Raw genomic sequence first — 14582 nt, 5'->3', positions numbered from 1 at the left:
ACCGGGTGAAGCCAGCGTCAGTACACTCCAGAATGCTGTGAATATCTCAAGTAACTTCTCTGTGAATCGCTGTGTCTCCGTGTAATTACCTCCCGCCCTCAGAAGACAGGAGTTGATAGGGGGAACCACAGAGGTACACGGAGTTATGCACAGAGGTGCGCTGAGTTTATTTTTTTTCCTTTTGATATTCACCGGGTGAAGCCAGCGTCAGTACGCTCCGGAATTCCGTGAATATCTCAAGTAACTTCTCACAGAGGTACGCGGAGTCTTGCACAGAGGTGCACTGAGCTTATTGTCAGGATTATGTTGTGGAGCTTATTCATTGTTGTAATAATGACATTTTCCACCCTCTGTGGAACTCTGTACCTCCTTTGTGACCCTCCGTGTAACAATCCTGTAAACAATAATGCTAACATTCGGAACAATAGTCCAGACCCCATTTTACTCCTGGATTTAGTTTGGTGGAGTAAAAACAATTCATGGTTAAAGGAATTGGTACAGTTCGGCAAAAAGAGATTCTTGATGCCTACGACACTTACAGTACACAATATGCAAATCAATTGGGACTTGTAAGTAGTGGTCGGACTCAAGAACTATTTGGACAGATCAATCAAGAAATGCATCCTATGATCATACAAAATTTATTCTGGATGGTGCTCAATCTGAAAGACAGAAGAATTCAGTTTACTGCCGGGCTAAAAGATGCATTAGGTTACAATGACATCCAACCAACTTTTAATGGTTTACCTATTAGGGATATGCTTAGCTGGATAAACCCACATCGATTACAATTATTTCTTCAGTTTGCTCATGCTTCTTATGCCGCAAGTATCCAATATCGCAATCTGATTTCTGAGGGATCATATCCTTGCTATCGTATTCGGGTACCAATGAAACATTCAAATGGCAATTACTACTGGGTATATCAATCTAGTTTTCCATTGGAAGTAGATGATCAGGGAATGATGATTTCTCAGGTCAATCAACATTTTATGGGTCATCCTTATAAGGGTGAATTGCTCGAACCACCAGAATTACTTTTTAAGTCCATTGGGTTTTCTAAAATTAGAGATGGGCTTATGATGGAAGCTCGGCAATATTTTCGTCATATTCTCGATATCCGCTTCGATCCTATCCATGGAAAAATATTCGAGATCTACTTTCAAAACCCGGAAGCAGGCATCAAAGATATCGAACGTATTACCGGATGGAAATCCATGGATATCAAAAATTACCAGCGCAAGATCCTGAGGATCGCCAGTGAATATTTCCATTATCCATTCACCACCTGTAAGGAAGCGGTTCATTATCTACACCGCATCGGCTGGCAGTACGAAGTACTCCGGGAGTAGAAATTCCTAACCCATGCCTTGTTAATTTTAGTAACACCAAAATACCACTTCAACAAAAAACCATAAAATCATTTACTAACGTCCAAAACTCAATTAACCATGCTTAAAAGAACCATTGTATTCCTGGGATTGCTATCGCTGATCACCTGCACCAAAGAGCCGGTAACCAAAATTGAACAACCGAACCAGTTAAAGAGTTAAGTACTGCCGAAGAAGTTTTACAATTCGCACAACAGGAGATGCCGGATGAATATACACCGGAAGAAATTACACGTATTAAATCATTATTAATTAATGATGAAATATTCGAGGTTCGTTCCGGAAATACGGTTACCGTCCCGGCAGGTTCGGTTGATGCCCTGGCAGATGCGATTGCCGAAGCAGGCGAAGGAGGTACGGTGGTCCTGGAGTCCGGCATGCACACCGAAAATAACCGCGTCGTATTAAATGTTCCGATCAAGCTTACGGGAGAACCGGACGCTGTATTGGTCGTTCACTCACCTGATGCCCGCAGTTACGTTAATGATCCGGGAATTCTGATCGAGGCTGACAAAGTTGAGATCAGCAATATCCATTTTCTTCCGGATACGGATTTGGGAGGCAATTGCATCTGGATTCACTCCGCAGATAAGGTGAATATTCACCATAATAATTTTGACCTATTTGAATTATCAATCATCAATGATGCGGGTGACCAGATGCGTGTCCATGCCAATACCATCGTGGGGGCGGATATCTGGTTGTCCGACTTCAGTGTCGAAGTCCATGGTGTCATCAATATGAATGGACGCAGCGCAAGCATTACGAACAATAATGTTACCGGATGCATCTTCGGTATCTGGTCGTGTGACAAAGGCGGGATCAATATGGGCAATGAGACTACAGCATGCCTTTATGGCCAGATTTTGTGCAATGTACCCGAAGATATATATACCGATCCTTACGGTAATCTGACGGGGTCCCACAACCCGGGAAACCATTGGATACTTGCACTAAACAATTCCCATGACAATTACGATACAGGCTTTGTAATTATTGACGGCGCCAATTATAATCTTCTGGTCTCCAATAAAGCCGCTGACAATGCCAATTATGATTTTGAATTCACCAAGGACACCGATCGGTTTGGATTTTTAGTTCCCGGTTCTCACGATAATCGAGGTTACTTTAAAACGGGTCAAATCGTAAAGGACTGTGGCGTAGACAACAAAATCTATGGCGGGGATAAAGTAGACACTTCCATCGATGCCTGTTATTAATAACAAGGGATAATGATTGTTGAAGCAGCAATAATTCATTGATGATTTCAATACACCATTGGATGACTGTACGAAACACTCCGGGAGTAAAAATCCGGCCATTTATCCTGGCTATTTTTAATCATAACCTTCCTCTGATTACTGACTACTGATTACTGATTACTGATTACTGATTACTGATTACTAAATAAAAATTCTTTAACGTCCAATAATCAATAAAAAACATGACAAAGAAAACCATTGTACTGCTGGGATTCGTTTCCCTGATTGCCTGCACCAAGGAACCCATTGCAAAAATGGATACACCGCTGCAAACAACCGAATTACGTACTCCTGACCAGGTGCTGCAATTTGCTCAACAGGAAATGCCAGATGCTTTCCCCCCGGAAGAAATTGCCCTTATTAAAACACTGTTGAATGACGAAGATTTGCTCGAATTCCGTTCAGGAAATACTGTTACCGTTCCGGCAGGTTCGGTTGATGCCCTGGCAGATGCCATTGCCGAAGCAGGTGAAGGTGGAACGGTAGTGCTGGAAGCGGGCATGCATACCGAATTGGCACAATTGATCATCGACAGTAAGGTGCGTATCAAAGGTGAAGAGGGTGCGGAACTTACCCTGCATGCACCAGATATCCTGGATTATACGGCCTCCATTCAACCTGGAATTATTACCCATGGAGTAGGAACAATTATCGAAGGCATTTCCATTACACCGGATGTGACCATCGGAGGGGTGGGTATCTGGAATACCGGTAATAAAGCCATCGTACGTGAATGCACGTTCAACGGATTTCAGATTGCCATTCTCAATAATGGTGGTAATCAATTTAAAGTACATCATAATGACATCACGACATCGGATATCTGGTACACCAATGAAGTGGCCGATGCTTATGGTGTGGTCATCATGAATGGCAACAGTTGCAGCATTACCAACAATACCATACAACAGAGTGTATTCGGCATTTGGGAGTGTGTTAAGGGAGGTATTTGTATGGGAAATGAAACCTCCGGAAACTTTTACGGACATATTCTTTGCAAGGTCCCGGAAGCCTACATTGCCTATGATGGCACGGTAGTAGGCGCTGCGGAACCAGCCAATCACTGGATCATAGCCTTAAATAATTCACACGACAACCTATACGCGGGATTTGTAACCATAGATGGCGCTTATGCCAATTTACTGGTGGCCAATACCGCTTCCAACAATGGCAGTTATGATTTTGATTTTGTCGGTGACTCCGAGCGCTTTGGCTTCCTGACTCCATTCACCCATGATAACCGGGGTTATTTCAAACCAGGCCAAACCGTGAAGGATTGTGGCGTGGATAACAAGATCATCGGCGGGACCCAGATCGATATCACAACAGATGAATGTTTTTAAGTTTCATAGTGAGAGAGATGAATGCCGGAGAGGACACCCTGATTTTATCGTTGTTTAATTAATCAAGTAAACTTTACATTATGCCAACTATAAAAATTCACCTATATCTATTTCTATTTTCTGTTATTATTTTTAGTTCTTGTGAGCATATTGTAACTTCTCCAAATGAAAAGTCTACAACTTCAATTATTGCTTCAAATGTCAAACAGGGAAAAGCCCTGATATGTCACTTAAATGAAAATAGGGAAAGTGATGTAATCGAAGTGAACAAAAATGCTCTGACTACTCATTTGGATCATGGAGACAAGGTAATAATCGGAGAGGGATGCTTTACACTTGAAGGTTATGCATTTAATGGAGTTCACACACATCAATTAACTATTACAGAATTCGCTGACGGCTTATTTTCAGGTACTGGCGTGAAAATAAATCAAGCAGACGCTGGGCAAAAATCCATCGTAAGTGGGACATACGATCTAGATGGTAATTATACATTGAGACTCGACTATATTGTTACAAATATTGGCTATTATTCAAATATTACAATACCAATCAATTGCACAGATGTGGGCATAGGCACTTATCTTGATGTACGAGGTCATACTGGAAACATTAAAATAACTTACGGGTGTAATGTTTGAATTAATAGCCTTTTAATATAAGCAGAGAAATTCCTGGCCATACAATTCATTGGATAATCGTGACTTCAAAAATTGATGGTAACCCAATAACATTCCTTTCTCTTCGAGTAAGAAACGGTGTGGAGCAATTCACACCGTTTTTTTCGTTTGCAGGATTCCCTCAATGCTTTAATGAGATTTCTCGACTACGTCCTCATGCTTCGGACTTCGCTCGAAATGACAATTAGTTTGTTGAATTTGAGTTTCCCCATTCAACATTCAACACTCAGCATTCAACATTTCTACCCGTACCTTTCCAACATCCACCGCAAATCTTCAAAAGTATTCGCTTCTTTCCTCACCTTATCCTTCCGCCACCTTTTGATCCTCGGGAAGCGCAAGGCGATGCCCGACTTGTGGCGGCTGGAGGCCTGGATGCCTTCGAAGGCGATCTCGAAGACCAGCTCGGGCTTGACGACGGAGACGGGCCCAAAGCGCTCCAGGGTATTGTCGCGGATGAAAACATTGACCTCAGCAAACTCGGCATCGGTGAGGCCGGAGTAGGCCTTGGTGAAGGGGATGAGCTGCTCGCCATCGAGGACGGCAAAGGTGAAGTCGGTGAAGAGGCTGGCACGGCGGCCATGACCTCGCTGGGCATAGATCATCACCGCATCGATGGTGAGCGGATCGATCTTCCACTTCCACCAGTCGCCCTTCTTCCTTCCGGTGCCATAGGCAGAATCCATCCGCTTGAGCATCAGTCCTTCACAGTGTTCTTCACGGGCACGCGACCGGATCGCGGAAAGCTCTTCCCAGTTCTCTGCGGTGACGATAGGCGATAAACGGATAGGAAATCCAGCTGGTATTTGCTCAATCAAAGGATCCAGGATTTCCCGTCGCTCCCGGTAAGGACGCTCCCGGATGTCCTTGCTCTCCCACTCCAGCAGGTCATACGCTTTGAAGATGACCGGTATCTCCGTCATCAATTTCTTAGAGACATTCTTCCTCCCGATACGTTTCTGCAGGTCGGCAAACGGTAAGGGTTTTTCATCTTTCCAGGGCATGATCTCACCGTCCAGGACCGTACCCGGAGGCAATACCTGTCGGAGGATATCCAGTTCAGGAAATTTACCGGTGATCAACTCCTCGCCACGGGACCATAAAAACCAGTTGCTGCCACGATGAATATATTGCCCCCTGATGCCGTCCCATTTTCGTTCGGCCGCCCATCCGGACAAGGATCCCAACTCCTGTGGTGCTCCTTCCAGGGCATAGGCCAGGTAAAACGGAAAAGGCTTGGAGTGATCATCAAGGGCAGAGTCGCTATGGAATAATGCATCCCAGGTTGTATTATCCGGTGTCCAGTCACCCATCAGCCGGTGAGCTAGTGCATTCTCTTCCATATCCAATACCTGCGCCAGCGCCTTTGTCACCATCTGTTGAGAGACACCGATCCGGAAGCCTCCGGTGAGCAGTTTATTGAACAGGAACCGTTCATCCTGTTCCAGTTGACTCCACGCTTCGATGATAGCCTTTCGCTTGGCCTCTTCATCAACATCCTTGAGATCCTGCATGAAGCGTATCCAGTCTTTCAGGGTTCGCACCGTTTCGCTTCGTTCCGGCGGCGGGGTAACCAGCGCAATGGCTTCCGCCAGATCACCTACCATGTCGTAACTGGCTTCAAAAAGCCACAAGGGAATACCGGCAGATTCAGCAGCCCACAAACGCAATAAGGTCGTGGTCACGGTACGGCGGGGCCGGCGGTGGGAGAACAGGGCAATGGTCCACAACGCGTCCTCATGAGGTGCAGTTCGAAAATATTCAGCCAGTGCCTCCAGCTTGCGGTTGGTGCTGGTGGTCTGATCCAGGTCCCGGTAAAGTTTGGCAAACAGCTTCATCCGTTGGCCTCCTCCGCCGGCTCTCCATTTTCCCCGGAATACTCGGTGCGCACCACATCGGCATCGTAACCCTGTTCCCGCAGCCAGCGGGCGAACAAATCCGTAAACCCGTGGGTGACGAAGATCTTCTCCGGATGCAGTTCGCCGATCACGGCATTCAAGGCATTCCAATCGGCATGATCGGAAAGGACAAATCCGCGATCCACGCTTTGCCGGCGGCGGTTGCCACGGACCATCATCCAGCCTGATGCGGTGGCCGTCTCCGGATCGGCAAACCGGCTAATCCAGTTGGACGCCATTCCCGCAGATGGGGTGAGGACCAGGGCCCCGGTCAGGTCTTTTTTGTTGGTTTTATCTGTAATGCGCTGTGTCGGGGGCAATGTAATGCCCATCTGGCGGATCACATCATGGGTGTTCTCGATGGCTCCATGTGTATAGATGGGACCGATCCCGGCATCCACACTGCAGAGGATACGCTGTGCCTTACCCAACGAATATGCCGATAAAATGGAGGTCCTTCCTTCTTCTTTATTCTGCCTCCACCACTGGTTGATACCGGCAAAAACCTCACCAGGCTCGGGCCATTGATAGATGGGTAAACCGAAGGTACATTCGGTGATGAAGGTATGGCAGGGTACCGGTTCGAACGTACCGGCCAGCGGATCCCGGGCCAGTTTGTAGTCTCCGGTCACCACCCACACTTCACCTTTGTATTCCAGCCGGACCTGTGCTGAGCCAAGGACATGTGCCGCCGGATGAAAAGAAACCCTGACACCACGGATGGTAAATGGAACACCGTAAGGATATCCGGTAGCCTGGATAAAAGAGCCCAGCCGCAATTTGAGCAGCGGTATGGAATCCTGCTGGGCGATGTACTGCCGGTGGCCGGAGCGGGCATGATCCGAGTGGGCGTGGGTGATCACTGCTTTGGATACCTGGCGCCAGGGATCGATGTAGAAATCTCCGGGCGGGCAATAGAAACCCTTATCGCTGAATGTCATTAATGCCATGTGTCATACCGCTAACAATATCCCGAAGATATGGATCTTTCCGATGGTTAAAATTACGATAATAAATATGTATATTGAATACGTAATTAATTACGTAAAATGGATTATATAATTGATAATCAATATTTAACACTGCGATCCAGGCTACGTGGTTTCCTGGATCGTCTCAATCAGGAAGAAAATAAGATCTATGAATCGGTTGGCGTGGATTTCCCGGTACGCTGGATGAATCTGCTGAATTTGCTGCATCTGAAAGCGGAACCCATGCCCGTGACCTCGATCGCCCAGCAGCTGAACAAGTCACATCCGGAGATCCATACCATCACCAAAGCTATGGAATCTGCCGGATACCTTACCTCTGTAAACGACCGGCGCGACAAGCGCAAACGCAAGCTCACCCTGACGGCCAAAGGTCAGGAAATGGTTCAAAAACTATTGCCTGTGTGGCAGGCCACCGAGCGCGCGACAGAACAGTGGATCCGCGAAAAAGCGCCGGAGTTCTTTCTGATCCTCCGTAATCTGGAGTATTCGCTCAACACCCAGTCGTTTCATGACCGGGTGATGGAACTCTGGAAAGGGCACCAGATGGCGGCGATCAACATTGATGTTTTGCCGGCGGAAGAATGGCCTGCCGTACTCAACCATTACCGTCATTTTGCAACCCTAAACCTTGCTGTTCCTGCTGTCGAGGAATTACTGCAAAACCCTAAAAAGCATCTCATCAACGACGGCGGACAATTATTTGCTTATGCCCGTGATGGACAAACCATTGGCACGGTCGCCGTGAGAAGGCTTAGTTTTGATATTGCCCAGATCCTATTCATCTGGGTCCATCCGGATCACCGGCGGCATCAGATCGGCAGACGCCTTTTACAACAGGCGCTGGACCATGCCCGGTCCATCGGTTGCCGGCAAGCCATATTCCACACCTCCCGGTTTTTTGTCGCTGCCGAATACCTGTTTCGTGCCGAACACTTTACTTACACTTCTAAGTACAAACACAGCTTTCCGGCACCGGATCCTTTACATGCGATGATGGTGGTGGCGCTGTAAAACGTGGTTTTTGTGGTTTTGTGGTTTTATGGTTGTGTGGTCTGGCCTTACATCTGTTTTCTAGTGTCCGTATTTTGTATGTCGCAAATCTGTTGAGTTGTTTATTTGTGGATTTGTTTATCCGGCATCTGTTCGCTTTGCTCTGAAACCTGATATCTGGGGTCTGACTACTAATTTGTATTTTACCTCCCAACACATCAAGCAGCTATGCCGACCATCGATCGCATTACCGTATATGCATTTTCCATTCCATTGACCGAGCCCTTTGTGATCTCGCGTGAAACCGTCACGGATGCGCCGGGGATCATCATCCGGATCCAGGATTCAGATGGTGCGGAAGGGTTTGGCGAATGCACGCCCTTTCAAAGCATCAACGGAGAAGTGCAGGCTGCTCAGTTTGCGCTGGCGCCGGCGCTGGCACGACAATGGATCGGTGAAGATTCGCGGAATATCAAAGCCCGCATGCACGATCTGGACCGCTTTGTATTTGGAAATACAAACCTGAAGAGTGCCTTTGACCTGGCCCTTTACGACCTAAACGCCCGGCATGCCGGTGAACCCCTTTACCGCTACCTCGGAGGCGATATGGTTCGCTCGTTACCTACGGATATGACCATCGGCATCGATCGTCCGGAAGTGATGGCAGAGCAGGCCATACGGTTCGTCCGAAGCGGATTTGAAACCATCAAAGTCAAATTGGGCAAATCAGCAGCCGAGGACAAGGTCAGACTGGATGCCATCCGTAAAGCAGTGGGACCTGATATAGATCTTCGCATCGACGCGAACCAGGGATGGACCCGTGAGGATGCTTTATCCGTATTGCAGCATGCCGGTGCCCTGGGTATCGGACATTGTGAAGAGCCGATCGCCCGCTGGGACCTGGCCGGACAAGTCTATCTGACTGCCAATAGTCCGGTGCCCATCATGGCCGACGAGTCCCTGTTTACCTCCACAGATGCCCAGCGCTTGATCGATTTCAATGCCTGTCATCAGTTCAATCTAAAACTGGGCAAGTCCGGAGGTATCCTGGACGGAATCCGGATCCTGCAACTGGCTACTGAAAACAACATCATTTGTCAGGTCGGCTGTTTTTCGGAAACCCGGTTTGCGATTACCGCCCTGGCACACCTTGTTTATGCTTACCCCATCATTCATTATTACGATATGGATAGCCCGATCATGCTGGTTGAGGATCCTGTCCAGGGTGGTATCCGGTACACGGACCAGGGCACTGTCGAACTGGATGATCACGAACCCGGTATTGGCGCTACCTGGGATCCGGCCTTTTTGGCCCGGTTACCACAACAGGTGATCTCTTGAGTACCCTTATCGGACCGGGCCAGTCCTTGACCATTTTCACCATTCTGGTTCTGGCAGCAGCAGCCGGCATTGTTGGTGAGGCCCGGGGATGGTATGGCAAAGTATCCGGCGTTTTTATCACCATACTGGGATGTGCACTGTTGGTTACCTTCAATGTAATACCGAGTGCCTCCGACCAGCAGGTTGAAGTTCCGGCCTACCAGTTTGTATTCACTTATTTCGTTCCTTTCTCGATTCCCCTGTTATTGTTTAATGCACAAATCAAAAAGATCTGGCGGGAAGCCGGCCGGCTCACCGTCCTCTTCCTGCTGGGCACGGTAGGTGTCATCATAGGTGCAATTATAGCCTATCTGGTGATCAACCTGGGCCCGGACACCAGCAAAGTGGCCAGCGTATTCATCGGAACCTATACCGGTGGCAGCGTAAACTTCATGTCGGTAGCGGCAGCGCTGGACTTCGTGCGGAGTCCGTTGTTCGCCGCTTGTGTAGCGGTAGACAACGTCTATACCAATGTCTACTTCCTGCTCATTTTTACTATCCCGGTCTGGAGCATCATCCGCAGGTTTTATCCTTACTACAGTGAAGAAGAAAAGGAGATCATCGAACATAAATCGGACCCAATAGCCAGTTTCAAAATTGAGAACCTGGCACAAATCTTATTGATCACCGCCGCCATCGTGGCCATAGGGGTTGGCCTGAACGGCCCTCTTCAACAGCTGTTACATACTTCCATCCAAATGGATATCGTGGTGATCACGATCCTGACCCTGGTATTGGTCAATGTTTTCCCGGCTTATTTCAGTAAACTGGAGCCCACCGCTTTCCCGATTGGCGTCTGGATGATGTTCGTATTCATCGCAGCGATCGGCGCCGCCTCGGACATCAAGGCCATATTGCATTCCAGCCCGGCCATTATCGGCTTCGTTTCAATCATACTGGTCGTTCACTTCCTGTTCATTATGCTTGCGGGATACTGGTTAAAATTTTCGCTCAAGGAGATAGCGATCGCTTCCATTGCCAATATCGGAGGACCTTCCGTTTCGGCTCCAATGGCTGCCAATTATGGAATGAAGATGGCGGTGACCCCGGCCATTCTGATCGCCATTCTGGGTTACGTAATCGGCACCATCCTTGGCATTGGCTTTGGGGCTATCACCGGTTAATTTCAACCGATATTCCCTTCAAGATCATCTGGAATTTACATGACCAAATTGATGGCATGTTCCGGGTTTGGAGTTTCCGTAAACGGAGTTTACAGGCCAATAATCGGCACCTATATACTCCCCCAACCATAAATTGAGTTAATATTAACAGATCATATGATATAATTCACTAATTTTGATAGGTGTAGAAGTCTGCTTAATGAGAAATACCATATCCTTAATTGTTCTTGTTTTCTTTACTGTAACACTCCGGGCGCAGGAGAATTTGCCTGCAATCGACAAGAGTCCCCTGGATGTCGCCTACTATCCCACCAACACGGCATTCCGGAACTTTCAGAAGGGTGCAGAGCGTGATATTCAACCCAAAGCGAGAGTCCTGTATTCCCGCCCGCAAAAGAAAGGCCGCAGCATTTTTGGCGAGCTGGTCCCTTATGGGGAAGTATGGAGACTGGGTGCCAATGAAGCCACCGAATTGACGCTTTATACCGAAGCCATGCTGGGGGATGTAACCCTGAAAGCCGGCACATACAGCCTGTTTGCCCTGGTAGAGGAAGACAGCTGGACTTTTTTAGTTAGCACCGATCTCTACATCTGGGGTCAATACCATATGGATGAGTCCAAAATCATCGCACGGGTAACTGCCCCGGTTTCCAAAATGGATGACGAGGTGGAAGCATTCACCGTCACCTTTATGGATAAGGAAAATGGCTCGGTCGTGCTGTTGTTCGCCTGGGATCACACCAAGGTAGAACTACCAGTAAAATTTAAATAAGGAATCTACAACCAACCAATCAGATTCAATCAAATGCGTTTCGCCTCCCGGAACGCATTTTTTTTGCTATTCCTGAAAATGATATTTCGTCGACACATTCACTGAGTTGATCTTTTTTAAGGAATTATTAACGGGTCAGCGCCCACGAAAACTGGCGACATCCATTGATAATGGCATACGTTTGCATCCGAAAATCAAACAAATCACTGACTGCAATGAAAAAATCATTTACCATTATTCTGTTTTTCGCCCTGATCCTGAGCACGGGATATCTATCGGCTCAGGTGCCGATCAGTGGGCGCACACAGGGCCCGTCGATCACCGGTAAGATATCCGGAGTACTGCAGGATTCTACGGCACAAACCATGGTTGAATTTGCCACCGTCTCCGTGCTAAAGGCCGGATCAGACAAAGTGGTGAATGGTACGGTGAGTGAAGATGGCGGCGTATTTAAAGTCATCGAATTACCCCTGGGCAAATACGACGTTCAGCTTTCTTTCATCGGCTATACGACCAAAACCATTTACAACATCGAACTGACACCGGACAAACCGGACGTGGATCTGGGAACTGTATTGATGTCATCGGACCAGCTGATGCTTGATGAAGTGGAAGTGGTCGGACAGGCTGCTGTCGTAGAGAATAAAGTGGACCGCATCGTCTACAATGCGGATAAGGATCCGTCCACTGCCGGCGGGGATGCCACCGATGTGCTGCGCAAAGTGCCTCTGCTTTCAGTAGACATGGATGGTAACGTGTCGCTCCGCGGTTCAAGCAACCTGCAAATCCTGATCAATGGCAAGCCATCCGGCATGTTTTCCTCCAACGTCGGTGATGCTTTGCGCATGATCCCTTCCGATCAGATCAAAAATGTAGAAGTCATCACAACTCCCGGCGCCAAATACGACGCCGAAGGTACCGGTGGCATCATCAACATCATTACCAAGAAAAAAACCATCGACGGTTTCAGCGGCTCAGTGAATGGGTCACTGGGAAATATTCAGAACAATGGTGGCCTGAATTTCAATTTTGCCCGCGGACGTTTTGGTCTTAATGGTGGTGGGGGTACCTTCTTTTCCTGGCCGCAGGACGGTCCTTCCTCCTTCTACCGGGAAGACTACCTGGAAAATGCCGTACGTACGCTCTCCCAGGTGGGTAATAGCACCACGCAGCGTATCGGATTCCGGGGTACTGCCGGCGCATTTTATGATTTCAATGCGTACAACAGCATCAATACCTCTTTCAACCTGCGCGGATTTTCATTCAATCGGGATGGCTACCAGGATGCCGTATTCAACGATCCTTCGCTAAACCTGATTCAAAACTATCGCCGGACCACTGATGGGAATAATGGACGTGACGGATTTGACTGGAATACCGACTTCAAGAAAACATTCAAAAATCCGGGACAGGAATTGACCCTGGCATTTCAGTTAAGCGGTGAAAACTCCAAGAACAACACTGAATTAGCAACCGTCTACGAAAACGGCGGTACCGATCTGAAGCAAAAGACCTTTAATGATGGTGTAAACCGTGAGTACACCCTGCAATCCGATTACACCCATCCATTCAATGATAAGTTCAAACTGGAAACCGGTGCAAAAGCCGTTTTCCGCAGGATCAATTCCGATTCGCGCTATTCCAATTTTGATTACAACCTCTCGGAATACTTAACCGATCCCCAGCGGTCCAACATCTTACTCTATGATCAGGATGTGTATGCCGGTTACGGTTCGCTGACTGTTAATTTCAATGCAGCTTACAGCATGGTTGCCGGAATGCGCTATGAGCACACCTCGATAGCCGGTGACCTGAAGCAAGGGGAAACGACCTTTACCAATCAGTACGACAACTTTGTCCCCAGTCTGATCCTGTCCCGCAAATTCAAGAATTTCTCGACGCTGAAGGTCAGCTATGCGCGGCGCATCCAGCGCCCGAGCCTCGAGTACATCAACCCATTCCAGGACATCTCTGACCCATTGAACATTTCCTATGGTAACCCGGATTTGAATCCGGAATTATCCGATCAGTATGACCTGGGTTATACCGCATTCCTGAAAGGATCGGTGTTGAACTCTTCGATCTATTACCGGCGGACCAAAGACGTTATCGAGCGCTACCTGACCATCGATAACGAAGGGGTAGCATCTACTTCCTTCCAGAACCTGGGACTGTCTGAAAATTACGGATTAAATGTTTTCGGATCATTTCCGATCACCAAATTCTGGACTTTACGCAGCAGCATCGATGTGAATTACCTGAATATCACCAGCAATCTGGGCGGGGAGTCGGTCTCCAACCAGGGCATGCAATACCGCATATTCGGGAATACATCCTTTAAGTTGAAAAAGGACTGGCAGATTGAAGCCTTTGGATTTTTTAATTCGCCACGCTTCACCCTGCAGGGAACATTCCCATCCTTCTCCATGTATAGCATTGGTATCAGCAAGGAATTTTTGAATAAACGTGCTTCATTGGGGATCCGTGCCGTTGCTCCATTCCAGAAATACCTGAATTTCAAAACCGAATTGAGTGGCGCCACCTTTACCCAAACGAGTAATTTCAGCATGCCGTTCCGCTCGGTAGGCGTGACCTTCCGCTATAGTTTCGGTAAGCTGGACTTCAAAGCCCGTGAGCGGGGAAGCTCCATCAAGAACGACGACCTTAAATCCGGTGGTGACAATACCCAGATGCAAGGCAACAGCGGACAACAGCGCAAGTAAGTAACTTTATTTTCATAAGCTTTTCTG

At 47.7% G+C, this 14582-nt stretch carries 11 protein-coding genes; 9 read left to right on the top strand and 2 right to left on the bottom strand.

What is annotated here, in order from left to right; translation table 11 throughout:
- The first annotated feature begins 479 nt into the window (after nucleotides 1-479).
- From H6570_21505 to H6570_21490, 4 genes are all read left to right on the top strand, one after another.
- Nucleotides 480-1352 carry a hypothetical protein gene (locus tag H6570_21505; GenBank protein MCB9321872.1) on the top strand — a complete coding sequence of 291 codons (873 nt, stop codon included), beginning with the start codon at nucleotides 480-482 and terminating at the stop codon, nucleotides 1350-1352.
- Between the two features lie 239 nt (nucleotides 1353-1591).
- On the top strand, nucleotides 1592-2611 hold the full coding sequence (locus H6570_21500) for a hypothetical protein (GenBank protein ID MCB9321871.1): 1020 nt from the start codon (nucleotides 1592-1594) through the stop codon (nucleotides 2609-2611).
- A gap of 224 nt (nucleotides 2612-2835) precedes the next feature.
- Nucleotides 2836-3996, top strand: coding sequence for a hypothetical protein (locus H6570_21495; protein MCB9321870.1), 1161 nt, complete (start codon nucleotides 2836-2838; stop codon nucleotides 3994-3996).
- 80 nt (nucleotides 3997-4076) lie between these two features.
- On the top strand, nucleotides 4077-4637 hold the full coding sequence (locus H6570_21490; protein MCB9321869.1) for a hypothetical protein: 561 nt from the start codon (nucleotides 4077-4079) through the stop codon (nucleotides 4635-4637).
- Between the two features lie 281 nt (nucleotides 4638-4918).
- On the opposite strand, the gene H6570_21485 is transcribed toward H6570_21490, so the two are convergent.
- Entirely contained in the window at nucleotides 4919-6514 is a 1596-nt protein-coding gene (locus tag H6570_21485) for an ATP-dependent DNA ligase (GenBank protein ID MCB9321868.1), read from the bottom strand.
- A complete protein-coding gene (locus tag H6570_21480; GenBank protein MCB9321867.1) occupies nucleotides 6511-7524 on the bottom strand; it encodes a ligase-associated DNA damage response exonuclease in 1014 nt (337 codons plus the stop codon). Before H6570_21480 ends, H6570_21485 begins: the two co-directional genes overlap by 4 nt.
- Before the next feature lie 99 nt (nucleotides 7525-7623).
- Between H6570_21480 and H6570_21475 the strand changes: the two genes are divergently transcribed.
- The 5 genes from H6570_21475 to H6570_21455 all read left to right on the top strand — a co-directional run bounded on the left by H6570_21475 (nucleotide 7624) and on the right by H6570_21455 (nucleotide 14555).
- On the top strand, nucleotides 7624-8577 hold the full coding sequence (locus H6570_21475; GenBank protein ID MCB9321866.1) for a bifunctional helix-turn-helix transcriptional regulator/GNAT family N-acetyltransferase: 954 nt from the start codon (nucleotides 7624-7626) through the stop codon (nucleotides 8575-8577).
- 207 nt (nucleotides 8578-8784) lie between these two features.
- Nucleotides 8785-9897: a dipeptide epimerase gene (locus tag H6570_21470; protein MCB9321865.1), complete on the top strand. Its 1113-nt coding sequence runs from the start codon at nucleotides 8785-8787 to the stop codon at nucleotides 9895-9897.
- The gene (locus tag H6570_21465; GenBank protein ID MCB9321864.1) at nucleotides 9894-11060 is read left to right on the top strand and encodes a DUF819 family protein; all 1167 of its coding nucleotides are present in this window, start codon (nucleotides 9894-9896) and stop codon (nucleotides 11058-11060) included. Before H6570_21470 ends, H6570_21465 begins: the two co-directional genes overlap by 4 nt.
- A 199-nt stretch (nucleotides 11061-11259) precedes the next feature.
- Complete coding sequence (locus H6570_21460) at nucleotides 11260-11832, top strand: DUF2911 domain-containing protein (GenBank protein MCB9321863.1); 573 nt, start codon at nucleotides 11260-11262, stop codon at nucleotides 11830-11832.
- A 215-nt stretch (nucleotides 11833-12047) separates the two neighbouring features.
- Entirely contained in the window at nucleotides 12048-14555 is a 2508-nt protein-coding gene (locus H6570_21455; protein ID MCB9321862.1) for a TonB-dependent receptor, read from the top strand.
- Nucleotides 14556-14582 lie beyond the last annotated feature (27 nt).

It is taken from the genome of Lewinellaceae bacterium (genome assembly GCA_020636135.1).
In the GTDB taxonomy this organism is placed as follows: Bacteria; Bacteroidota; Bacteroidia; order Chitinophagales; family Saprospiraceae; genus JAGQXC01.
Note: the sequence above shows the minus strand (reverse complement) of the source record. Positions and strands in the feature narration are given on the sequence as shown.

What these genes read in the sequence shown, in the direction of transcription:
- H6570_21460 (MCB9321863.1), top strand. Translation starts at nt 11,260, where the DNA reads ATGAGAAATACCATATCCTTAATTGTTCTTGTTTTCTTTACTGTAACA.
- H6570_21480 (MCB9321867.1), bottom strand. Translation starts at nt 7,524, where the DNA reads ATGGCATTAATGACATTCAGCGATAAGGGTTTCTATTGCCCGCCCGGA.
- H6570_21500 (MCB9321871.1), top strand. Translation starts at nt 1,592, where the DNA reads ATGCCGGATGAATATACACCGGAAGAAATTACACGTATTAAATCATTA.
- H6570_21495 (MCB9321870.1), top strand. Translation starts at nt 2,836, where the DNA reads ATGACAAAGAAAACCATTGTACTGCTGGGATTCGTTTCCCTGATTGCC.
- H6570_21490 (MCB9321869.1), top strand. Translation starts at nt 4,077, where the DNA reads ATGCCAACTATAAAAATTCACCTATATCTATTTCTATTTTCTGTTATT.
- H6570_21475 (MCB9321866.1), top strand. Translation starts at nt 7,624, where the DNA reads ATGGATTATATAATTGATAATCAATATTTAACACTGCGATCCAGGCTA.
- H6570_21455 (MCB9321862.1), top strand. Translation starts at nt 12,048, where the DNA reads ATGAAAAAATCATTTACCATTATTCTGTTTTTCGCCCTGATCCTGAGC.
- H6570_21470 (MCB9321865.1), top strand. Translation starts at nt 8,785, where the DNA reads ATGCCGACCATCGATCGCATTACCGTATATGCATTTTCCATTCCATTG.
- H6570_21505 (MCB9321872.1), top strand. Translation starts at nt 480, where the DNA reads ATGGTTAAAGGAATTGGTACAGTTCGGCAAAAAGAGATTCTTGATGCC.
- H6570_21485 (MCB9321868.1), bottom strand. Translation starts at nt 6,514, where the DNA reads ATGAAGCTGTTTGCCAAACTTTACCGGGACCTGGATCAGACCACCAGC.